We start from the raw sequence: 22586 nt of genomic DNA, 5'->3' as shown, positions 1-22586 counted from the left end.
AGATCATTTTATTTAGTATATATTAAATTATATCACCATATTTTTCCTTTGTCAATTTTCAAACAGTGAACAGCAGCAAAAATTATACTGACCGGCAGACACAGTCCGCAAAATCCCGGATAAAACTCCTTATTCTGTACATAATTGCAGCGGAGGAGTTAATATCGCTCTGCAAAACAAAAGGCGGCAGAGCCGCCTTTTCTATTAAGTTTACTGCTTTGCAGCTATTTTTCTCATACTGCAAAGATCGAAAGTATCCCAGACTCTGTCGCCGTTGAGGTCATAATCTGTACCGGCAGGGATATCCGTTTCTTTGCCGAGAAGGAAATCCGTCAGCTTTCTGATATCATCAGCAGTATAAACAGCGCTTTCATTCTTTTCCCTCTTTACACTTACTGAATTTACAGCTGCCGAGCCTGTGTTGCGCAGAACATTCAGCGCAAAATAAGCGCTCCGGACGCAGTATGTGTCAATACCGAGTCCGCTTACCTTTCTGACTATATCCGCTGCGTCAAAGCTTCCCTCATAACGTGTGCAGCCCTTCTCAACATCTTCAGCTTCAACAGCCTTGAGCTGTTCCTGACGCTTAACGATAACAAACGGTGAACGGTCCTGTTTCACCTTAGGTATATAAGCAATGACATCATATTTTACGCCGTTTGAAACAATGGTCCCAAGCTCCTGAGGATCATGGAACGTGCCGTATGCAAACTCAGATGTGAGGTCTCCGTCCCATTTATCCGCGATAAGGATATTGCAGCCGTAATACTCCTCGGCGCCCTGATCTTCAAGCCCATCCATATTCAGGCAGGAAATATATCCGCCGATCACCCATTTGGGATCTTTCTTATCCGAAGTGACCTCACCGATATCGATATTATAGTCGAACATCAGACTTTCGTTGCTTTCAAAGCCGAATGATCCGTCATCTTTCCATATATCTGACATTCCGATCTCAAAACGGCGTGAATACTCGGTATTATTCGATGAGAACGCCGACGGTTCAAACGCTCCCCATTCACAGTTTATTTTCTCGCCTGCATAGCCCTTCATGGTAAGATTAGAGCCGTCATAGGCATAGGTCAGACCGTTCAGATAAACGGACCTGTTCCACTGATCGACATCTATCCATCTTGTTTCTCTTTCGTATTCGCCGTCATCTGCGATATAATCAGGCACAGTCACATCGACCTTAACAAGCTCAGCGCTGCCCTTTGAGATACCGCCGTTCATCTGAGCGACAAGAACATCGGCATTGCCAAGCACAACGCCCAGATCGTGTACATAATCCATATACGGTCCAAGGTCATGCTTTGCCGTTATCTTTCCCTTCAGACCGTTTTCCTCGGCATTCCTGTCTATGAAGTAATACTTTTGTGTCACCCGTTTCTTGCCGGTTCCTATCATGCTCATAGAGCTGTCATATATATCATACTCCGTTCCGTCGGCATTGATACTTCCTATCTTTTTTGCATATTCCGACGGCTTCCAGCCGCTGCTGCACGCATCTACGATATATATTTCGGTATCAAGATAATAATCGGGCATTTCCATAACGGCGAGCTTTGCCAGTGTACTTACCGCAAAGGTGCCCTCGACGTCAAAGTTCATTGTATAGTCTATGGACGAACCTGCAACAGCCTTGTATGACTGCCCGCGCTCGTACTGCTTTCCGCGCTCGAATTCCGGATCGTTATTGTATTTATTCTCACTTGCGTCCCATTCAGCCTTGAACGATGACGGAGCTATGACCTCCATATGGTCACTCGCAAATCTGCTGTTGACAGCGTAATAATAACCTGTACGAACTCCGTAGTCATAATCCTTTAATATCAGCGGAGCCTCTGCGTCCTCATATTCATCGGGAGCTATTTCGGGCATATTCTCGATGGACAAGTCATAAGTATAGACAACAGCCTCGCCCTTTGAATATGCGCTCTCCAGGAACAGTCCCACATCTGTTATCTCTCCGGGGTCATATCCTGCAGCAACTATCGCAGCAAGCTTTTCGGACACGTTTATCCTTCTGTCATCCTCGACCTCATTATTCACGGACATCGGTTCATTCCTGCGGCAGATGAAGGTCCTGCTGCCGTCAGCATTCTCACGCGCATAGATACTGTACGCAACATCGACCCTTTCTCCGGACGGTCCGGCAATGCTGTAGTCATTTAATACTTCATATGAATCAAGGCTGCCTATCTTTTTATCCTTTTCAGTTATACTGCTTCCCTCAGACATGGTGTCTATTTCAAGTATGTCAAATACATCGCCCTTTGCATTATGAAGTCTTACACCGAATCTTACATATGCCTTATCTTTATCGCTGATACTCTCTATATCTATTCTTTTCCAGTATTTATAGCTTATCTCTCCCAGCTCCGAATACCTGACCGGTGAAGCGAACTTCAAACCTCTTGCAGCGGAAAAGTCCTCATCGTTATCCCATCTGCAGATGTAGTTGCCGCCGAGATTCACATGGAATTCCGGCTGACTGTCCTTGTCGTTATTTACTATTTCAAAGTAATAACCCTTGTCGATACCGCTGCTGTTATGATCGATAATGATATCGGCATTGACTGTCTGAAGCGGTACGCTTGCGATACACAATGCCGCCGAAGCAACAGCAGATAAAAAGCCCTTTGTGTGTTTCCTCATAAAAATTCCTCCCACGTATCCGTAAAGATACCCAAAAATAAAAAAATTAATACAATATTTTAAGTAAGGAAATCTCCCCGTAACCGTCCTGAAAAGGTCGTATTCAGGAAGTACCCTTGCTGATTAGATAGTAACATAATGCTGTAAAAAAGTCAATGTTTTTCGTAGAGTCCACTTAAATTATCGTCTATATATCCATTCTTTCTTCCCTCAATTGTGCAGATTGACCTATAGTCATAACAGCCGGGATAAAGAAAAAGCTGCGGCAAAAGCCGCAGCTCATACAGCTCTGTTCATCAGAGCTCACGCATTATATTCAGTGTATGACGGATACCCTCTTCAACGGTGAACTGCCCCTTCCAGCCAAGTCCCTCAAGCTTTCTGCTGCTTAGCACCTGCTTTGCTATAGGGGTCATCTCAGCCTTTGCTACCTCGTCGGGATCGGCAAATATCACCTTTGTACCTGTCTGTGCGGCGACTTCCTCAGCAAAGCCTGCGATAGTAGTCCTTGACTGTGAATTTGCTATATTGTACGCATTGCCGCTCTCGCCGCAGGCAAGGACGGTAATTATAGCTGAGGCTGAATCTGCAAGGTAGGTATATGATCGCATCTGGTTTCCGGCACTGTTGAGGACGATATCCTCACCTGCAAGTCCCTTGTTCACGAACTGCGCGTTAGCACGGTTGTCAGCCCTTGTAACTGTCGGGCCGTAGGTATGGCTGGGTCTTACGATAACAGTATCCAGTCCGAACTGTTTTGTATATGAAGCACACAGCGTTTCTGCCGTTCTCTTTCCGTTGGGGTAGCATGAACGCGGCGAGGTGGGATCAACATATCCCGCATAGGATTCCTCAAAGGACTCAAGGCTGAGGTCGCCCTGACCGTATACCTCACCCGATGATATATAAAGCATACGCTTTGTACCGTGATCCCTTCCGTAATCGAGGAGGTACTTTGTGCCGAGGATATTGCTCATTATCGTTCCCACGGGATCGCTGCTGAACGCGGCAGGAAACGCGGGACTTGCCGCGTGTATGATATAATCGGCTGTAAAATCGAAATCCGGCAGCTCGTTTACGTTGTGCTCCACCGGACGGAGCTTTTCCCTGTCGGCGCCTTCAAATCTCGCCGCAAGCCTTTCAGCGCTGAGATCCATTGCATATACGGTAATATCCGCATTCATATGCTTGTTCGCGTAAAGGAACATATCAGCCATAAACGAGCCGATAAGTCCCGAAGCTCCGGCAATAAGCACTGACGAGCCGAACAGCTTCTCAAATCCGGCTACAGCTCTGACAGCTATTCCGACATCTTTTTTATAGTTTTCGCTATCATAGAAATTCATACAGATCAGTCCTTTAACCAGTCAGATCTCTTCGCTTTCAGAAGAGCCTTGAATATGTCGATATCCTCAATGGTAGTGAGCTTGATGTTCTTTTCCGAGCCTGACGAGAAGTGTACCTGCTCCCCCATTTCTATCATAAGCGTGCATGAAGCGACAGAATTTGTGATACCTGCCTCAAGAGCGCGTCTGTGAAGGTCGCATATCTTTCCGAGAGCGAAGCCCTGCGGAGTCTGAGTTCTTTTCAGGCGGTCTCTCGGATAGCTTCCATTTGACACTGTGCCGTCCTCTGTCTGCAGCATAGCTTCGGCGCAGGGTATCACGGTAATTGCGTTGCCGTACTTTTTTGTCTTACTGATACAGTCGGAGATTATCTCCGCCGATACCATAGGACGTATAGCGTCATGTATAAGAACGATATCCTCCGGTCCGTAGTATTTTTCAAGCTCATAAACGCCGTTGCGTATTGAATCCTGTCCGTTCTTTCCTCCGGGCATAACATACTTCAGCTTTGTGATATTGAACTGCTTTGCGTAAGCCCAAAGCACCTGCTCCCAGCCTTCTATGCATACAACAGCTATAGCGTCTATCTCCGGATGGTTCTGAAAGGCCTCCAGAGTGTACACGATAACCGGACGCTCATATACAGTCAGGAACTGCTTGGGTATGTCCTGATGCATTCTGTTGCCGGTACCTCCGGCGATCAACAATCCGATATTTGCCATAATACTTCCCCCGTATTATAATTTTTTCTTGCTGTCACAGCCCGTTACTGTTTTTTCAGGCGGTGTTTAACTATATTCATGCCCTTTGTACAGAATTCCCTTGCGCTTCCGAAATTCAGAACGACAAATACAATGATAGCTGCAGCCGAAACAACAGCTCCGTAGAAATCGACCGACACCAGTACAGCCTGCAGAAGAACTATCGTAAAATTGATAAAGTACCTCGTCAGGTCAATGTTGAGCTTGATACGGCGCAGCACCGCGAATGTATTGAACACCGCGATAGCCGCATAAGCGACAACTGTTCCGATGACAGCTCCCCATACGCCGATGAAGGGTATCAGTATAAGGTTCAGCAGTATATTCACAACTGCTCCGATCAGCGTGGAGTACATTGATAGCCTGCTCTTTTTCAGAGCGATGAAGAACGAAGCGAAATATGTACTTATCGCACCGTATGCTGCGCTTACCAGCAGAAGCGGAACGTACTGCCATGCCGACGCGAAGTCAGGTCCCACATACACGCTCATAAACAGCTTTGTAAAAGCAACGGTCAGAAGCGAAACGCTGAACACCATAAAGCTGTATACGCTGAAGATATTATTGAAGAATCTTGTATCGCTGTTTCCCTCAACTTCCTTGATGGAAGATATATCCCACGCCTGTGAGAATATGGATACGATCACGTTGATAACGGACGGTATCTTTCCGGCAACGCCGTATATTCCAAGTGCTGAAGCGCTTATCATGAATCCGACCATGAGCTTGTCTGATGAATGTATGATCCACCATGAGATACCGTTCAGTATCAGCGGTGCGGAATAGATAAGCATTTCCTTCAGGAGCGCATTATCCCTGCGCGATTCTCTCAGGTCGCAATAAAGTCCGCCGAATACGGCTGCAAGCACTATAGTGATGACAGCCGAGATAATAGTGGAGAGCAGATATCCGCGGGCTCCGAGATGCAGTACCGCTATCAGGAGCACATTGCAGAGCGCCAGCGAAAGAGTCCTTATGACGCTCAGTGCGGTATACATCTTATTCTGTTCCTTGGCTTTGAGATAATTCATCTCAACCCATGAATACAGATCGGTAATAACGAACGCGCACAGATACCATTTCCATTCCGTCAGCTGATGGTACAGTCCCACCAGCGGCGATATTAGCAGCATAGCCGCGGAGCCGCAGGTTATTATCAGCAGCGCATTCCTCAGCACGTCCTGATGACGTGTATCCTTCGAGATGCCGAAGCGTATGACTGTTGCGTAAACACCCGCTGAACAGAAGGGTACAAGTATCTGACCTATATTGAATACAAGGTCGGCGATACCGTACTCGTCCGTCGTCATATAGTTGGTATATAACGGCACCAGAAGAAAGAGTATAAGCTTTGAGCCTATATTGCCGATGGCGAATATTATGGTATTTTTTACAAGATTCTGATATTTTCCCTTTGAACTACTCATATATCCAAAAACCTTATTTCCGTTTTTTCAATTGAAGAAAATCTGCTGTCCTCAGGAGGGAGCTCCATATAATTGCCGTAAAGCTGAGAAAGGACAGCATCGCTGTGAGCGGTTATGGGAACCTCTGTATCCTCAAATACGTGGCGCACCAGCTCGGTATAATACTCTGACGGGAAGGCTTCCTTCAGGAAACCGTAGGGTGAAGCCACCGGAGCCATCATATCCGTTTTCTTCTTCGTCGCAACTGTTTTGAGTATCTTCTTCACGAATTTTTCGTCGCTGTATCTTCCGGTCAGAAAAGTACCGAACTTCAGCAGCGCCTGTTTCAGTCCGGCACCTGAGCCGCCCGTCACCTTGAAGCCCTTGCGGTAAGAGTACAGACGCGCAAGCAGGAGCACATATCTGTCAGCGAATCTGCTTCTTGCAAAAGTGCCTGTCTTTATGTAATCGCAGGCATATATATCGAGATGCAGGAAGTGCCTGTCCTCCGGTGAACCCTTGGGATTGAGCTCGGCTCTCCTGTCCATGAGATGAGAGTATATTATAGGCATGGACTTGTCTGTCCTGTAGTTCATCAGCTCATAGTTGCCCTCATTGAAGTCCTTTCTGTGAGCGAGGAGCTTTTCATAATTCTCTCTTGTGAGCATTATATCAAGGTCATCATCCCACGGAATAAATCCGTTATGACGGATAGTTCCGAGCAGCGAGCCTGATGAAAGGAAATACTCTATCCCCAGTTTTCTGCATTTGCCGTCGAACCATTTCAGGTCCTCCAGCAAAAGATCATGCATCATTTTCAATTCATTCTTATTCATCCGATCAATCTCCTTACGGCAGCAAAAAGAACTTGAATCCGCACAGGTCGCCTCTGAAGCAGGCAAGCAGCAGCATAAAGCTTGAAGTGAACATAACTACCGATTCATACCTGCTGCTTTTGCTCAGCGGATCCTTTTTCTTTTCTTCTTCAAGCACAACAGCCATCATCGGGAGCATTATGTACATACTGAAATTTCCGTACCGGTGGAAGATAGAATATGAGCGCACCAGCACTGCCTCCATAACAAGGAGGGCAACAGCACATACATATATTCCCTTTATATTTGATTTGTCAGGCAGCTTCCTGTAGTGGAGCATGGTATACACCAGTATGAGGTAGCTTGCGATACCTATGATGTATTCCCACATATAGCTGTAGGACGTACCTGACGTATAATACTCAGCCTTTTTGGTTATAGAGTCGAGCAGCTCTCTTCCGAGCCTGTATGAAACAGCGCCCAGTACGAGCACCTCCAGGACCTTTAAAGCTGTTCTCCATTTTTTCTTATCTGACCAAGTGTCATATATGGTAATTACAAAATACATTCCGATCAGAGGTATTACCGCAACGTGTATCATCGCAGCCGCGAAACACAGTATCACATACCAGAAGCTGTGCTTCTTCAGTACCAGCTCGTCATACATACACCTTGCAACGATGGAAAATGCCATAGCATTTCTCAGACCGCTTATTACGCCGAGGAAAAGTCCCTGCGACATGAAAAAGAAAAAGCATACCGCGATACTCTGAGTGGTAATATGCTTTTTCCCTGCCTCTGATTTGAGTATATGGAAGATATTCAGGTAGAAAACAAAGCAGGCTGTCAAAGGCAGAAGCCCTTTTATTTTCAGGTTTGCGGTAACATAGAACAAGAGGTATGCCAGCGGAGAGTTAGGCTGTTTCAAAAAGGTATCAGCCCACTGACCGAAAGGGACGCCTATCCAGCCCTCCGAAATAGTCCGCCACCTTGAAAGATCCGCCGATTCGGCAGGTATATAGAAAAACGCCAGCACACACAGGAAGATCATCACCTTGTTCAGCGTTTTTTCGGGAGTTTCCCACGGCTGCGGATTTTTAAGGCGGTTATAATAGTACAGAGTGATAAGTGTATATACGATAACACCGCATAATCGTTCTATAAAAAATGTATTCTCCATCCATAACAGAGCTTCAGACATTCCACATTCTCCTCGCTTTAATACCTAAGAATACATTTTATTGAGAGCCTTTGACATATTTCTCATACTCAAGGATGGTCTTTTTCACGACCTTATCCCACAGGTAATTCTCCTCTGTTAATCTGCGGGCGTTCTTCGACATCGCCTTCCATTTGTCTTTTTCATTCAATGCTTTTACGATGGCTTCCGCAACAGAATCCGGATCTGTTTCAGCCGGCCATCCGGCGTCATAAGAACGGATAACTTCTCCCAATGTAGTACCTTTTGTGACTATACACGGCAATCCGTAATTCAGAGCTTCGAGTATGCCCATAGGCATACCTTCGGAACGGGAGGTCTGTATGAAAAGGTCGCTCTCCTTCAGGAGCTTCTCCTTTTCCTCCCCGAACGCCTCCCTGTGCAGTGATACCACTGAACCGAGCGAGCGTTCATTTACGGTTTTCCTTATATAGTCATGCATATCATTCTGGTCAGGTCCGTAAATATCGAGGCGGCAGCTGTTCTTCTCCATGACGTCCTTTGCCTTTGAAACAGCTTCCAGCAGGATATCAACGCCCTTGCTTATAATATCGAGCCTGCCGATATAAACTATCCCTGACCCGCTGCTTTCTTTCCATACCTTCTCATATTCAAGCTCCCCGATACCGTTGGTACCGATAAATGAACGGCTTCCGAACTTTGTCCTTTTCATTTCCGGCTTCGAGAGGAACTGCAATGCCGCAGCACCGTTTATAAAGCGGTTGAACAGCAGCATATTCCCTATCAGCTTTTTCAGCCTTTTCTGCCGCTGCGCATTTGCTGTCAGGCAGCCGTGAGGAATGATTATATATGGTATGCCGGCGCTTTTCGCCTGCTTTGCCAGCGGAAGCATCGCCGGATAGTAAACCTCATGGAATACTATGAGGTCAGGTGAGGAAAAGGGCTTGGGAAGCTCATTCAGCCTGATACCTTTTTTATATTCCAGCTGTTTTATATCAGCGTTTATGCTTTCTCCGCTCACATTCAGAAGAGCGCACTCGGCATACTTCGACTGATAGAAAACGTGCTTCGGAACAACGGTGCAGACGCCGCTGAACGGATTGTTGCTTACAGACGCTATATGTAAAATTACCACTTTATGTCTCCTATTTTCTCAGAAATGCCTTATAGATGAAGCGCTTCAGGTTGGGGGATGTGTACACGAACGCTCTAATACAGAGCATATTAAGACAAGCCTCTCTTTTCGTTATCATTCCGTGTTCGAGCATAAAGTCCTGAAGGACCTTCCAACCCTTTATCCTCTCCTTTGAGCCGCGCTTTGAGTCAAAGCCGTTACCGACGCGGACATATACGAGAGATTCATGCATATTCGCAAGTTTGCAGCCTGCAACAATCATATTCAGCCACAGATAATAGTCCTCAAGAAGAAGCAGCGTCCTGTAGCCGCCGCTCTTTTCAAGGGCGGAACGCTTCATACAAACGGAAACATGGTTCATGGGATTGCGCTTTTTCGCCATACGCACGATATCCTCATGCTTTTCCGGACACGAGCGCACTCTCATATCCTCGTCCGTTGATTTATCAAACTCGGCGATATCCGTTCCGAGAACATCTGTATCAGGGTGCGTCTCCACATATCTGATCTGCTTTTCAAATCTTTCGGGATCGCTGATATCATCAGAATCCATACGGAATATATAATCGCAGGTACACTTTTCAGATCCTATCCTGAGAGCCTCTCCGAGACCGTGGTTCTGCTCCTGAGGATAATACCTGACCACATTTTCCCTGCCCTTTCTGAAGCTGTCGAGAACGCTGTACAGCTCATCGGTCAGAGGTCCGTCAAATACGACGACTATCTCATCGGGTTTGACGGTCTGATCGTCATATATGCTCTTCAAGGCTGTATCAAGAAAGCCGGGATCATCGTTCTTATAGACCGACATGAGCACGGAATAGGTATGCTTTCTTTGAGAAATGTCAAATTCCTCAGTGCTGTCAGTATTAACGGCGACCGCTTTTTTCTCAGTCATTGCTCCCGTACCTCCTTCAACAATGCCCTTTCTCCTGAGTACAGAAGAAACCGAGCCAAAGAACACCTTCGCGTCCATAATGAAGCCGCTCATGCTGCTTTTGCTGAGAGCTGCGGCATAATCGCCGTCAAGCTTTGCCTTGTCGGGTATCTCAAGCTCATCTCTGCCGCTTATCTGAGCAAGTCCGGTAAGTCCGGGCTTGATGTCGTTTGCTCCGTACTTGTCGCGTTCAGCGGTAAGATAGTCCTGATTCCATAGTGCGGGGCGCGGACCTATCACGCTCATATTTCCGAGGAAGATGTTCCAGAGCTGCGGCAGTTCGTCTATTGAGGTCTTTCTTATAAACGCTCCGACCTTTGTGATACCGCCGTCCTTCAGCATATGAGTCGGGACGTCCTTAGGCGTATTCACCGACATCGAACGGAACTTCATCAGCTGGAAATATCCCTTGTCCTGAGCCACACGCTTCTGCCTGAATATAACAGGACCGGGATCGTCAGACTTTATCGCCAGCGCTGTTGCCGCATATACCGGCGCCAGCACCGCAAGACCGCAGAAAGAGAGTGCCATGTCCATTCCGCGTTTTACATACTGCTCATAGAACGTGGGAACGTGTTCCGTGAGACCGACCGCTTCAAGGTGTCCCCTCATTCCGTCCGCATTGACCTTATCGTTCACGTCCTCGACAAAAACGACCTTCTTTCCCTTCATAGGATTCTTCTCGTCCGGCTGATCGTCATACACCGAATGCGGATACTGTTTTTTCGCAATATGACGCATTACAAGAAAAGCTGTGCCTAACGCAGCTCCCGTGATCTTCGCCGCCGTTTTCAGTTTCTTTTTCCTATCCATTTCCAACTCCTTGACCCCCAAATGAATATTATCGTATATATGTCTTTTCAGTTATATGCCTAATATCTGACCGTAATCAGAGACCGTGCCTGCCGGGACTTCCGCTGACGATTTTACAACAGTACAGCAGTTCAGGTGGCAGCCGTCACCTACAACGGCATTGTGATTTATGACCGTACCTGATGATATTATACAGCCATTTCCGACCTTCGCGTCTGTATGCACCACCGTCATTGGCTCTATGAATGAACCCATGCCTATAACGGCAGAAGGTGAAACATACGCGGTTTTATGTATAAGCACAGGGACTTCAAAGCCTGCCTCTGCGAGTTTTCCGATAAGCTGCATACGAAGTTCAAAGCTGCCTATAGCTGCCACCGCACAGCCGTATTCCCGCCTGAACTTCTCATATTCAAACAGCTTTCCCACAGCTGCGGGATTATTATCGTCAAGAAAAGCTATGCTCTCAAATATTCCCATTGATCCAGCTATTTCTCCCGCTACCATACCGTACTGCCCTGCACCCAGGATCAAAAGCCTGCACATACCTATCTCCCCTTTGTTACGCTTATTCACCGTGCTTCCCTGCACGGTCGGTAAGCTCATATAAGTCTCCTCCCGGAAGATACTCATATCAGCCGACCTCATTTGTTATGCATGAAAAAACTCTTTCGTCCGTCATTTCCCGACCTGCCGGACACGGTATGTCTGAACGCCGGATAATACGGTAAAACGTCCTTATCTCAGCACACCATACCTTTTAATTATACATTCAAGGCGTATACGATGTCAAGGTAAAAATTGCCTTTTCTTCATTAATCTTATCATATTTGCATTTTTCGTGCTTTTTTACAGGAAAAGGCCTGCTCCGGCTGCTGTTTTCCGGCAGCTGACCATTATAAAAGCTGCAGCAAAATACCGCAGCTTTTATATTTTGCATTCTGCTTCTGAAAACACGCTCTACCGCTCTTTAACGCCGTTTTCCGTAAATTGCAGTATCCTGTCGCATATTTCCAGCGCGGCAGGACGGTGAGTCACTATAACTACCGTCTTATCCGTCATATTCTTCAGATTTTCCAGCACATTGCGCTCAGTCGCTTCATCAAGGGCGCTGGTGGCTTCGTCAAGAAGCAGCACCGGACACTTTGAGTAAACCGCCCTTGCAATGGCTATCCTCTGCATCTGACCCTCGGAGAGACCAGTTCCGCGCTCACCGAGAAGTGTATCGGCGCCATCGTCGAGCTCCCTGACGAAATCCAGAGCGCAGGCTATTTCAAGCGCATTGTTTATACGCTCATCATCATGCAGCCCTGACCTGTCCGCAAAGCATACGACCTCCCGTATCGTACCGCTCATAAGCTGATTGCCCTGCGGCACATATGCGAACAGACGGTGGAACCTTGCCGAAAGCTCCTCTGTATTCCCTGTATTATCGGTAATATACCTCATTCCGCCGTCCAGCCTGTATATACACATCAGCAGCTTCAGTACCGTGGATTTTCCGCAGCCGCTGTGACCTGTAAACGCAACATACTGTCCCTTTTTTATTTCCAGGCTTATGTTCTTCAGCACTACCGGCATAGCGTCCTTGCTTATTCTTCTGACACTGTCGCCGGAAGGATAATACGCGAACTCCGCATCATCAAGTCCGAAAGCCGAAAAGCTGCTGCGGTAGTAACCGAGGATCTCTTCGGTATCCATCGGTACATCTTCGGAATCGTTTTCAAACTCCTCTATCTCCATAAGTCTCTCCGCACTTGCGGTCATGGCATAGAATCTCGGAAGATAGCCCGTGATATTCGCAAAAGGAGACTGTATCTGTGAGATGAGCTGTGTTATGGCGGTAAGAGTACCATAGCTTATGGCTCCCGTAAGTATACCGTATCCGCAGTATATTATGCCGCCGGCATACATTCCCTGCATTCCCGCCTGAAAGCCTATATTGCAGAGATTCGAGAAACGTATGCGCTTCATGCGGGCTTTCTTGTGATCAGACATTTTTTCGTCCGCTTCACGCATGGTCTGTTCCTCCGCCGCGAAGGAGCGTATCATCATCATGCTGCCGAGGCGTTCCTGCAGGAACACACGGAGCTTTCCGTCCTTCTCCTGTATGTTCTTGTGGAGCCTTTTAAGCATTTTTCGGAAGCCGTAGGTGGCAAAAACAAGTACGATACCCACAGGCAGAAGCACAAGCGTTATGCGGTAATCAAGGAATACCATCATGGCGATGGCACTGACCAGCTTGACTATCATACCTGCAAGTCCCGGAAGTATCTCAACGCAGTTCTGGGATACGACAACAGCGTCATTGGTGAGGCGGTTCAGCCATTCACCGGAATGTACCGCGCTGACAGTGCCGAAGTCCTTTCTCAGTATATTGTCAAGGAGACGCTTTTTGAAGAGATTTTCCAGCGACGAGCGCAGGTACTCCTCAAGCCAGCGTATCACTGCCCTCATCGCCACCTGCGCAAGAACCAGCAGAAGCAGCAGAGCCACATTTGACCAGAAACCGCTTCTGTTCCCCGCAGTTGCGCAGTCAACGATATTGCGCAGAAACAGTGCGTACAGTACGCCGCTTGCTCCGTGGACTGCATTTATCGCCATGAGCCAGAATATATCCCATTTTTTTCGTCCGGTCACTGTATAAAGCCATTTAACCGCATTCTTTTTCATCGTCTCATTAACCTTTTAAGTTTGTCGCGGACATAGAACAGCGGCCGCTTGATGAACAGAAAGTCTACCCACATATGAACATATAACAGGTACAGCTTTTCATCGGTACTGTGCCACTTTCCCTTGCGGCAGAACTCGGTAACGATACCCTTTATATGTTCGGGCTCAACACGTTCATACTGCCAGCAGTTGTCGCCCACAATGATGTATTTTCCGTCCCTGAAACCCACAACACGGTGGATAACGCCCTGCAGCCCCGGACGGACATACATCACAAGGTCATATCTCTCCGGCTTTTTCGTCAGCTTTTTTATCAGTACAGCGTCACGTCCGCCGCGTATCATCGGGCGCATACTTATCCCGCTCGGTACGCTCAGGTAGCTGCCGTGCTGTTCAAGCTGCTCAAGCTGTGCCTTGCCCATCAGTCGTCAATTGCCCCTATTTTTCTGAGCTGAGCGATTATATTCTTCACATCGCGCTCCATCTCATCTTTAGGACCGTCATACTTTTTCTGCATTTTTTCAACTATTTCAGCTTCCGTTGTTTCACTTTCAAGGCAGCTGATTATGAAGCCTGCTGTTTCGTTGCTTCTCACAAGTCCCGAAAACTTTGACGCGCCGGTGGAGACGAGAAGCTTCTCGTTTCCGTCGTCATGTGCTATAAATCCTTTGTTGAGCTTCATTGAGTTCACCCTTTCATTCCATTATATGCGACCTCAGCCGCTTCTATATCCATATTGCATTCCAACCTGTAAAGACCTGTCTTTTCGGCAAGCAGGTCAATAAGTCTCAGAGTCTTTGCCATCTGTACAGTGCTCTGCGGGCGGTACACCTGCTGCAGCAGCATTGCATAAGCCTCTGATTTTGTTATCCTGACTATCCTGTTCTTTTCGCCCCGGATAAGTATGCACAGCGCCTTCAGCGGCACTGATATATTGCAGCTGAGCCTGTGCTTTCCGTCATAGGGCGTACCGTATACGACCGCTCCGCTCTCTGTTATCCTTATCAGCGGCTTGTCGTCGTTCACCATCACAGCCCTGCCGCCGAAATACTCGCGCCAAAGCCTTGTATGAGTTGACTTGCCGGTACCTGACTTTGCCGTGAACAGGAAGCACTGTCCCTCCACCGCAACAGCAGAGCCGTGAAACAGCACTGTATCATAATCCGGCATCTTTTCCGCTATCTTACGGTATACCGCAAGCTCCTCACGGTATCCGTCAGACGAGTTCAGAGGTTCCCTTCCCTCGGCTTTCGCACATCTCAGCTCGCGCTGATATTCAAAATCAATATCCGCCTGCGTTATGCTGACCGAAAAATCAGGCGTTTCAGCGGACGCATAATCTTTGCAGTAGTCATGGACGTCTTCATATAACGAATTGACCTCGATGACCTTGTCTGCGATCTTATATATCCCTCTAAACATTTTTTCGCTCCATAAGCATCTATCATTATTCAAACGGATCCAGCAGTTCTCCCTCCGGAGAGCCGTCGCTGCTGTTTTCAGCGCTTGCGTCGGTCTCAGGAGCTGATACTGCCTCCTCAGTCTCCTGATATACGACAGAGGTGTTTTCAGGAAGTGTTACTGATGTGGTCTCAGTGACCTCTTCCTTTGCAGCCGTAGTCGTGACCGTCGTGCCTGCTACTGTCGCTGAAACAGCGGTGCTGCTCACAGCTGCCGCAGACGTTTCAGTGGTCTGCGCAGCGGTCACGCTTTCCGTAACAGCTTCGCTGCCGTTATCCGCAGGATTATTCTTTCCCGTATCGCAGCCGGTCAGAAGCAATGTCAGAACAGCTGCGGCGATCAATGATCTTTTCATTACTGAATGACCTCTTTTACTAAAGAAGCACCGCTCCCTCAGGAATGGTGCCTCTTTGTACAATTAATCTGTAATATTAACCAGCGAAAGGATCAACCTGCTTTCCCTCAGGAGGGCTGTCAGTGATAACATCTTCCGCGTCGAATTCTACAACATCAAGAACCGGCTCGATATACTTTTCCATTCGTTACACCTTCTTTCAAATATTACTTGGCAGCGTAAGCGATAGCTTTCTCATTATAAAGATATAATGCCTTTGCAAGATTCTGTGTTTTTGTATCGTTGATCTTAACTATTGAACCTGCGTACGAAAGAACGCTTGCTGATACAGTATATGTATCGGTACTATCCTGAACCGTGAATGTATGAGCTTTACCAAGCTTATCAGCTGCTATATTCTTAACTTCAAGATAATATCCCTTTTCATTCTTCCGGAGCTCAGCCTTCTCGCTGTCAATGAAGTATGTATACTTTGAAGGGTCTGCTCCGTCTGCGTATTTGTAGTATAATCTGAGCGAATTGTCAGCGTCGAATACTACTGAAAGTGTAATACCCTCAATGCCGGAAGGCTTCGTGCCTGACTGTGATGCCATGTACGGAGCAAACACGTCTGCGCTCAGTGAGGTAACGTCGCTGCTTACTGTCTTGTTTGCGGAGCTGTCAAAATAATTCTTTGCAGCTGCGCCGTAGTCGATGGAAGCAGAGGCAAGAGCAGCCATCTTTGCGTCTGTGCTGTTCTTTGTTACGTTCATGTATCTGCCGACACTGTAATCGAAACCGTCTGCGGTGAGGTCAGCGCCCTTGTTTGAAAGGAGAGTATAAAGCTCGCCGTTTCCGCTGTAAATACGGAAGTTGATATTGTCGTCTGTCTGGGTAGCGTAAACAGGGCAGGTAAACTTGTTCTTTCCGTTTACAACAGCTGTATCAGAAACGAGCTGTCTCTTTGTATTGCCGTTTATGGTATATTCAGCATAAGCGCCTTCGTCGTTCTTTATATCGTCACTGAGTGTGATATAATAATTCAGTCCGAGGCTGCCGCCGAATGTAACGGATACTGTTTCAATAACTGCCTTTGCAGTCTCTTCCTCTGTCTTTTCAACAGTGAGAGTGCAGCCTGAGATCTGCTTGCCTTCGCTGTCAGACTTCAGCGATACCTTTACGTCATAAACGCCTGCTGCGGAAGGAGCGCCGCTGAGGAGCTTATCTCCGGAGTAATACTTTATCACGCACTTGTCAGGCTCGTATACCTCAAACATATCGGAAATATCTTTTCCGTCATATGTCTTTGTTGAATTCAGTACATTCATGTAACCGGGCTTCTTGCTGAAATCCCACTTCTGCTCCAGCGAGCCCCTGTATGCGCCGATACCGTTTATGTGAAGGGTCATACCGCCCTCAGGGTTATCCTCGCCCTCAAGGACTGTCTCGAAATCCCTGCCCTCAACGAGCTCCTTCTTCAGTTCGCTGTCATACAGTGAAACAGAAGGTCTGTACCAGCGTTCGCCGTCATAGTCGGCGCTGTCCTTAGCCACAGTAAGCTTGCAGCCTGAAAGCGGCTTTGTGACATTTATTGCAGCAGCGTCCTCAGCAATATTGAAGTGGTATGTTCCCATGTATGAGGAGCCTCTCCAGCGGGGAATATAAACGCCCGGCTCAGGCTTGCTGCCTGTAAACTCAGTTCCGTTCTCGTTCACATATATGAGGTTGCATTCCTCAAAAGCTGTCGCATAGATAGGCATATCCTTCTCAACAACACCTCTGTCGCCGTTCATGGCTTCGAGGGTATAGGTGATCGGGTATGAAGCCTGTCCGTACTCTATATCGTGTACCTGAGGAGTTACATCGACCTCACGTTCCTTTATGATTATATCAGCAATTCCGTAGACTTCCTCTTTATCTCCGACCCATGTAACACCGATCGTACGTAACATACTCTGCTTGTCACCGAGGAATCTGTATATCTGAAGTCTGAGATCAACTGTACGGGGGTTCGTGTCGCCGTTTTCGATCCAGAAAAAGGTCTTGGGATTCTGATTTTCATAAGCTTCCTTAAACTGTGACTGATAGTAATCGTCATAGCAGTCGGACAGTTTTACATCGAAATCACTGAGCTCTATCTTACTGTCGTAATAGAAATCCTTTTTGGGTACGAGCTCCATTCTTGTATCGTCGACCTCAATATCATAGATTCCGCACACTTCGGGAGCGATATCTATTTCCATCTTATACTTGTAGCCCCTGTTATTGTATGTAAACTTTGAATCCTTATCGAATTCCCTTTTTACTGTCAGACCGTCAGGTCTGTTTCTGTATGTGGCAGCATCAACGACAGTCATGAGCGTATTTGAATATATGGTGAACTTTCTGCCTGTCCAGTAGCCCGTCTTGGATTCTCCGCCAAGGAGCTTGTCGGTGTTTCTCTCTCCGCCTTCCACAGCGTAGTCATAAATGCTGTTGTCAAAGAAGATGATGTTCTTTGAATCCGCAAAGCCGCACTTATCACAGCTGTCTGCGAATCTGAGGTACGCTGAGTCATAGCCCTCAGCCACGCTCTCATCCTTTGCATAGACAGCGGTAACTGTATGCTTTCCGGCGGGTATCCTTACGAAACCGCCTGTACCCTTTGCGCTGGTGGTATATTTCACTCTTCCGTCCACCATGATGGTGAGATTGTCGCAGCGGCCCTCTGACGATAAAATAAACTGGAGATAGGTATTCTTTCCTGAAGGAACAGTGACGTTCCATGTAGTTGAAGCCTCTGTGTTGTCGCACTGACGGTTGTCGTTTATCCATAAGCCGCTGTTCTCGTTATAAACGAACTTGTACGCACCGTTTTCCTTTACGCTTATATCACAGTCGGAAACCTTTGTGATGGTATGAGCCGTGCTCTGAACAGATTCCTCCGAATGTGTGCCGTCGCCATTGTCCACGGCTTCGTTTCTGCTCCTGAATGTTCCGACGGTGTGGTAAAAGTATTCATTGTCGTTGTACTTTTCGTTGCTGAAGGTATACACATATCTGTTGTTTCTGAATACCATCGAGGTAACTTCGGAAACATCGCCCCACTCCTCAGGGAAAACGAGCTCATCATCGCCGGCTATTTTTACGATCTCGCCGTTGAGCTTGCTCTCTTCTCCGGGATACAGCACAAAGGGATCAACTTCGCCGTCGTAATAGAAGTTGATCAGACCGGCCGTATTATTTCTTACTATTCCTCTGCAGTTGATCGCATTTTCAACGTCGCAGGAAGCGTTTGCGACAAGTGCTGTATTTGCAGCAAAAAAAACTGTACCTGCAGGAACAGAGCAGGCAGCTGCAGAGATCACTGAAAGAGCGCTTGCAATTATTCTCTTTGCAGCATTTTTTCTCATGTTTTTCATTAAAAATCCTCCCATAGTAATATTGATACGTTTTTCCATAAGGAAATAATCTGTCCAAACCCAGCTTTATCCTGTTTATTCTGAGAAAGTAACGTACTGCGCATATGGTTCTTGTCCGTCAAGGGAAAACGGACAGAAGCAGCCATATTTTTTATATAAACACAAAAATGGGTCAAATTCCAGCCATGCTTGTATATTGCAACTTAAAAAAGTTATACAATTATGTCAAAAAACTTTACCCATTTTAATATAAGATCAATACTGTAATGTAATTCAAAATTGATGTTATTATACCACATTATAAAAAAAAAGTCATTGTGTAAATGACATAGTTCACAAAATATTCATAATTCTTGTAGCTTAGTATAATTTACCAATGTTTTTACACACAGTTTACCGTCGATGTGTACAACGGGTAATTTTTACATTCAATATTACAGCCGATTATACGTTAATATTCATAGAAATACCGGCAGATCAATCAACAAACTGCCGGTATTGATTTAACATTTCAGCCGCTGTCCTGACGTCTTACTTTACGCCTCCGCTGAATACGATCAGCGGAAGAACAACGAACAGAATAATGAGTCCTGCGCACAAAGCGAGATTTACCACTGAAAGCAGTATATAGGTCCTGCCGGCTCTTTTTTCAGTGCCGCCGAGACAGATTGCGCCGATTATAAGTCCTAAAAACGGTATCAGCACCGAGAGTATGACAAGGCCGTCCTCGGCAGGTCTGTTATCTGCGGGGGGCTCGCCCTGACCGCCGCTCTGCGGAGGTACAAGTCCGTGGAACTGGGAATTCCTGTACAGCTTAGGAACAGGAGCGTGGCAGATAGGACAGAAGCGCTCCCCTTCTCCTACCTGTGAACCGCATTGTGTACACTGCATAGCTCTTCCTCCTTTATCTCATGAACAAGTAAGTCGTATACCCCGCATATATCGCCAGCATGAGAGCTCCGTGCCAGCGCACCAGCTTCTTTTTCGGAGCGCAGAGCATAAGGACGAGAAGACTCATGGCTATAAGGGCCAGCGTATCCACAGTATTCTTCATGGTGAAAGCGACAGGCGATATAGTAGCTGCGATACCGAGCACGAAAAGTATATTGAATATATTCGAGCCGACGACATTTCCCAGCGCCATATCCACCTCTCCCTTACGTGCTGCAACAATCGATGTCACGAGCTCCGGGAGACTTGTTCCGAGAGCGACTATCGTCATTCCGATAAGGTTGTCGGACATTCCGAATGCACGGGCAATATCCGAAGCTCCCTCGACTACCATTTTTCCGCCGGCTGCTATCGCAGCTCCGCCGCCGGTTATAAAGAGCAAGCACTGCCATACCGGCATTATCTTATACTCGTCCTCGTCGGTACTGTTTCCGGCGTCACGGGCTTTTTTTGCCGAGCTTATCATCATGTACAGGAAAAAAGCAAAAAGCATCAGCAGTACGATACCGCCCCACCTTTCCACAACTCCCGTGAACGAACCGAGAGCGAGAAGAACTCCTGCAACTATCACCGAAAAAGGCAGATCCTTTTTAAGAGTTTCCTTTCCTATCACCATAGGACACAGCACCGCACAGACTCCGCAGACCACCATGAGGTTGAATATATTCGACCCCACGGCATTGCTTATTGCAAGGTCGTTCTTTCCGAGCACCGAAGCACTTACGCTGACTGATGTCTCAGGAAGGCTTGTCCCCATGGCAACTATCGTCATGCCTATAATAAGTGAAGGGACTTTAAGTCTCTTTGCGACAGCCGAGCTTCCGTCAACAAAGAAGTCGGCTCCCTTTATGAGCAGTACAAATCCGCCCACAAGCAGTATATATTTCAGCATTATCCTTCTCCTAACAGCGGTCTCAAATGTGCGGTTCAAAAGAACGTGAAACAGGCTCTTCTGCTCCGCAACCGCTTATATTATTATACCACATATTATGACGCTTTGCAAGACCTCTCGACACTCTCACCAAAAATACCCGGCATATTTGACAAATGAGAGCTGTTTTTCCCAAAATTCAACTTTATACCAAAAAAAACAAAAATTGTCTTGAATTAGCGTTTCAATTATGCTATAATTCCTGTTGATTGATTTAACGCAGGACACGTTCAACCGCACGCTGATGCGTGCTTATCTTCCTGCATATGCAGGGATCTTATCACGGCGGCAGGCACCGCCGTTTTTCCGGAGGTAAATATGTCAGCAGCACAGATCTTTGCCGTTGTCATCTTTGTCGGAATGTTCATTATGATAGTTCTCGACAAGATCGAACGGCACTACGTCACACTCGGCAGCGGACTGCTCACTCTCGTTGTCGTATTCGGTATTTGTATGCACAGCGGTACCGCAATAATGGATACCCTCGCACTGAAGGGCTTTGCTACCAAAGAGTTCTGGTATCAGGTCACGGAAAGCGAGAGCAAGGGCATAAACTGGGCGACGATATTATTCATCGCAGGCATGATGGTCATGGTAGAGGGAATGGCTAAGGCAGGCTTTTTCCGCTGGCTCTGCATGAAGATCGCTTACCTTGTAAAGTGTAAGACAGTTCCCATATTCATCACTTTCATGATAATGGCGGCTGTACTCTCAATGTTCATTGACAGTATCACCGTTATCATGTTCCTTGCAGCCGTTACGATCGAGCTCGCATCTCTTCTCAAATTCAATCCCGTACCTATGATACTCTCTGAGATATTCTGCGCGAACTTAGGCGGTTCGGCAACAATGTGCGGAGACCCCCCGAACATCATAATCGGTACGTCACTGGGCTTCTCATTCTTCGATTTCCTCTCAAACACAGGTCTATGTGCGGGAATATCACTGCTTGTGTCAGTTATCTTCCTGTATTTCGCATTCCGCAAGGAAATAACAAACGGAAAGAACGAGCCGGTGGATATGAGCAAGTTCCCGGAGCCTTCAGAGGCTATCACAAACAAGAGAGACTTCATTATAAGCTGTATTATTTTCGGACTTGCTGTAATTCTCCTTGTAACTCATTCCACAACTCATCTGACTGTAGCTTCTATCGGTCTTTTCATAGCTGCGATAACCCTTATCGCCTTTGGAAAGCACGCAAAGGAGCTAATTAAAAAGGTCGACTACAAGACCCTCCTGTTCTTCATCGGTCTTTTCATCGTTGTCAGCGGACTTGAAGAAACAGGCATACTTAAAAAGATCGCAGACTTCATCGGCAATATCAGCGGCGGAAACGTAATGCTCATGATTGCTATCATACTCTGGGTATCAGCTATCGCCAGCGCTTTCGTGGACAATATCCCATTTGCCGCGACAATGGTGCCTATCATACAGAGCCTTGCGGAGACTTCGGGAGTTCCTATCTCAACTCTCGCATGGGCGCTGGCTATGGGTACGGATATCGGCGGCAGCGCTACTCCTATAGGAGCTTCCGCTAATGTCGTAGGTACATCTGTAGCTCAGAAAAACGGCTATCCTATCGGCTGGGGCAGATACTGCAGACGCCTTGCTCCCGCAACAGTTATAGTTCTCGGTATATCAACGGTATATCTTTTCGTAAGATATCTTTGATAAAATAAACGGATATATAATTTTTTGATGGTTTATTGTGCATGAAGCGTTCGCAATTGCTTATTATACCACAAATCCAAATCCGGTCAAGACCAAGACAAGCGCCATATATG

Annotated in this window: 17 protein-coding genes and 2 pseudogenes; 1 reads left to right on the top strand and 18 read right to left on the bottom strand. The window is 46.9% G+C overall.

What is annotated here, in order from left to right:
• Positions 1 to 210 precede the first annotated feature (210 nt).
• The 18 genes and pseudogenes from QZZ36_RS09045 to QZZ36_RS08965 all read right to left on the bottom strand — a co-directional run bounded on the left by QZZ36_RS09045 (position 211) and on the right by QZZ36_RS08965 (position 20763).
• Positions 211 to 2658, bottom strand: coding sequence for a glycoside hydrolase family 11 protein (locus QZZ36_RS09045; RefSeq protein WP_295080300.1), 2448 nt, complete (start codon positions 2656 to 2658; stop codon positions 211 to 213).
• A gap of 296 nt (positions 2659 to 2954) precedes the next feature.
• Positions 2955 to 4004, bottom strand: coding sequence for an NAD-dependent epimerase/dehydratase family protein (locus QZZ36_RS09040; protein ID WP_295080297.1), 1050 nt, complete (start codon positions 4002 to 4004; stop codon positions 2955 to 2957).
• 5 nt (positions 4005 to 4009) lie between these two features.
• Complete coding sequence (locus QZZ36_RS09035) at positions 4010 to 4726, bottom strand: IspD/TarI family cytidylyltransferase (protein ID WP_295080294.1); 717 nt, start codon at positions 4724 to 4726, stop codon at positions 4010 to 4012.
• 44 nt (positions 4727 to 4770) lie between these two features.
• On the bottom strand, positions 4771 to 6192 hold the full coding sequence (locus tag QZZ36_RS09030) for an oligosaccharide flippase family protein (RefSeq protein ID WP_295080291.1): 1422 nt from the start codon (positions 6190 to 6192) through the stop codon (positions 4771 to 4773).
• Entirely contained in the window at positions 6189 to 7007 is an 819-nt protein-coding gene (locus QZZ36_RS09025; RefSeq protein WP_295080289.1) for a LicD family protein, read from the bottom strand. The genes QZZ36_RS09030 and QZZ36_RS09025 overlap by 4 nt, the downstream gene beginning before the upstream one ends.
• A gap of 13 nt (positions 7008 to 7020) precedes the next feature.
• The gene (locus tag QZZ36_RS09020; protein ID WP_295080286.1) at positions 7021 to 8187 is read right to left on the bottom strand and encodes an EpsG family protein; all 1167 of its coding nucleotides are present in this window, start codon (positions 8185 to 8187) and stop codon (positions 7021 to 7023) included.
• A gap of 37 nt (positions 8188 to 8224) precedes the next feature.
• Positions 8225 to 9301, bottom strand: coding sequence for a glycosyltransferase (locus tag QZZ36_RS09015; protein ID WP_295080284.1), 1077 nt, complete (start codon positions 9299 to 9301; stop codon positions 8225 to 8227).
• Between the two features lie 10 nt (positions 9302 to 9311).
• Positions 9312 to 10112, bottom strand: a pseudogene (locus tag QZZ36_RS12960) (glycosyltransferase); the annotation flags it as partial.
• 69 nt (positions 10113 to 10181) lie between these two features.
• Positions 10182 to 10775 (bottom strand): annotated as a pseudogene (locus QZZ36_RS12955) (sugar transferase); the annotation flags it as partial.
• Positions 10776 to 11102: 327 nt separating this feature from the next.
• Complete coding sequence (locus tag QZZ36_RS09005; RefSeq protein WP_295080278.1) at positions 11103 to 11657, bottom strand: PglB; 555 nt, start codon at positions 11655 to 11657, stop codon at positions 11103 to 11105.
• Positions 11658 to 12011: 354 nt separating this feature from the next.
• Entirely contained in the window at positions 12012 to 13724 is a 1713-nt protein-coding gene (locus QZZ36_RS09000; protein ID WP_295080276.1) for an ABC transporter ATP-binding protein, read from the bottom strand.
• Positions 13721 to 14146: a S24/S26 family peptidase gene (locus QZZ36_RS08995; RefSeq protein WP_295080274.1), complete on the bottom strand. Its 426-nt coding sequence runs from the start codon at positions 14144 to 14146 to the stop codon at positions 13721 to 13723. Before QZZ36_RS08995 ends, QZZ36_RS09000 begins: the two co-directional genes overlap by 4 nt.
• Positions 14146 to 14406 carry a PqqD family protein gene (locus tag QZZ36_RS08990; protein ID WP_295080272.1) on the bottom strand — a complete coding sequence of 87 codons (261 nt, stop codon included), beginning with the start codon at positions 14404 to 14406 and terminating at the stop codon, positions 14146 to 14148. Before QZZ36_RS08990 ends, QZZ36_RS08995 begins: the two co-directional genes overlap by 1 nt.
• A 5-nt stretch (positions 14407 to 14411) precedes the next feature.
• Positions 14412 to 15146 carry a hypothetical protein gene (locus tag QZZ36_RS08985; protein ID WP_295080269.1) on the bottom strand — a complete coding sequence of 245 codons (735 nt, stop codon included), beginning with the start codon at positions 15144 to 15146 and terminating at the stop codon, positions 14412 to 14414.
• A 25-nt stretch (positions 15147 to 15171) separates the two neighbouring features.
• A complete protein-coding gene (locus tag QZZ36_RS08980; RefSeq protein WP_295080266.1) occupies positions 15172 to 15540 on the bottom strand; it encodes a hypothetical protein in 369 nt (122 codons plus the stop codon).
• 206 nt (positions 15541 to 15746) lie between these two features.
• The gene (locus QZZ36_RS08975) at positions 15747 to 18920 is read right to left on the bottom strand and encodes a hypothetical protein (RefSeq protein WP_295080263.1); all 3174 of its coding nucleotides are present in this window, start codon (positions 18918 to 18920) and stop codon (positions 15747 to 15749) included.
• A gap of 531 nt (positions 18921 to 19451) precedes the next feature.
• On the bottom strand, positions 19452 to 19811 hold the full coding sequence (locus QZZ36_RS08970) for a zinc ribbon domain-containing protein (protein ID WP_295080259.1): 360 nt from the start codon (positions 19809 to 19811) through the stop codon (positions 19452 to 19454).
• Positions 19812 to 19824: 13 nt separating this feature from the next.
• On the bottom strand, positions 19825 to 20763 hold the full coding sequence (locus QZZ36_RS08965; RefSeq protein WP_295080256.1) for a calcium/sodium antiporter: 939 nt from the start codon (positions 20761 to 20763) through the stop codon (positions 19825 to 19827).
• A gap of 357 nt (positions 20764 to 21120) precedes the next feature.
• On the opposite strand from QZZ36_RS08965, the gene QZZ36_RS08960 reads away from it, so the two are divergent.
• Positions 21121 to 22473: an SLC13 family permease gene (locus QZZ36_RS08960; RefSeq protein ID WP_295080252.1), complete on the top strand. Its 1353-nt coding sequence runs from the start codon at positions 21121 to 21123 to the stop codon at positions 22471 to 22473.
• Positions 22474 to 22586: the final 113 nt, after the last annotated feature.

It is taken from the genome of Ruminococcus sp. (assembly GCF_016287535.1).
Taxonomy (GTDB): Bacteria; Bacillota; Clostridia; order Oscillospirales; family Ruminococcaceae; genus Ruminococcus.
The sequence above is the reverse complement of the archived record's forward strand: the minus strand, read 5'-3'. Positions and strand labels throughout refer to the sequence as shown.

What these genes read in the sequence shown, in the direction of transcription:
- QZZ36_RS08960 (WP_295080252.1), top strand. Translation starts at nt 21,121, where the DNA reads ATGTCAGCAGCACAGATCTTTGCCGTTGTCATCTTTGTCGGAATGTTC.
- QZZ36_RS08990 (WP_295080272.1), bottom strand. Translation starts at nt 14,406, where the DNA reads ATGAAGCTCAACAAAGGATTTATAGCACATGACGACGGAAACGAGAAG.
- QZZ36_RS09025 (WP_295080289.1), bottom strand. Translation starts at nt 7,007, where the DNA reads ATGAATAAGAATGAATTGAAAATGATGCATGATCTTTTGCTGGAGGAC.
- QZZ36_RS09000 (WP_295080276.1), bottom strand. Translation starts at nt 13,724, where the DNA reads ATGAAAAAGAATGCGGTTAAATGGCTTTATACAGTGACCGGACGAAAA.
- QZZ36_RS08985 (WP_295080269.1), bottom strand. Translation starts at nt 15,146, where the DNA reads ATGTTTAGAGGGATATATAAGATCGCAGACAAGGTCATCGAGGTCAAT.
- QZZ36_RS09040 (WP_295080297.1), bottom strand. Translation starts at nt 4,004, where the DNA reads ATGAATTTCTATGATAGCGAAAACTATAAAAAAGATGTCGGAATAGCT.
- QZZ36_RS09045 (WP_295080300.1), bottom strand. Translation starts at nt 2,658, where the DNA reads ATGAGGAAACACACAAAGGGCTTTTTATCTGCTGTTGCTTCGGCGGCA.
- QZZ36_RS09030 (WP_295080291.1), bottom strand. Translation starts at nt 6,192, where the DNA reads ATGAGTAGTTCAAAGGGAAAATATCAGAATCTTGTAAAAAATACCATA.
- QZZ36_RS09005 (WP_295080278.1), bottom strand. Translation starts at nt 11,657, where the DNA reads ATGAGCTTACCGACCGTGCAGGGAAGCACGGTGAATAAGCGTAACAAA.
- QZZ36_RS09020 (WP_295080286.1), bottom strand. Translation starts at nt 8,187, where the DNA reads ATGTCTGAAGCTCTGTTATGGATGGAGAATACATTTTTTATAGAACGA.
- QZZ36_RS08970 (WP_295080259.1), bottom strand. Translation starts at nt 19,811, where the DNA reads ATGCAGTGTACACAATGCGGTTCACAGGTAGGAGAAGGGGAGCGCTTC.
- QZZ36_RS08975 (WP_295080263.1), bottom strand. Translation starts at nt 18,920, where the DNA reads ATGAAAAACATGAGAAAAAATGCTGCAAAGAGAATAATTGCAAGCGCT.
- QZZ36_RS09035 (WP_295080294.1), bottom strand. Translation starts at nt 4,726, where the DNA reads ATGGCAAATATCGGATTGTTGATCGCCGGAGGTACCGGCAACAGAATG.
- QZZ36_RS08965 (WP_295080256.1), bottom strand. Translation starts at nt 20,763, where the DNA reads ATGCTGAAATATATACTGCTTGTGGGCGGATTTGTACTGCTCATAAAG.
- QZZ36_RS08980 (WP_295080266.1), bottom strand. Translation starts at nt 15,540, where the DNA reads ATGAAAAGATCATTGATCGCCGCAGCTGTTCTGACATTGCTTCTGACC.
- QZZ36_RS08995 (WP_295080274.1), bottom strand. Translation starts at nt 14,146, where the DNA reads ATGGGCAAGGCACAGCTTGAGCAGCTTGAACAGCACGGCAGCTACCTG.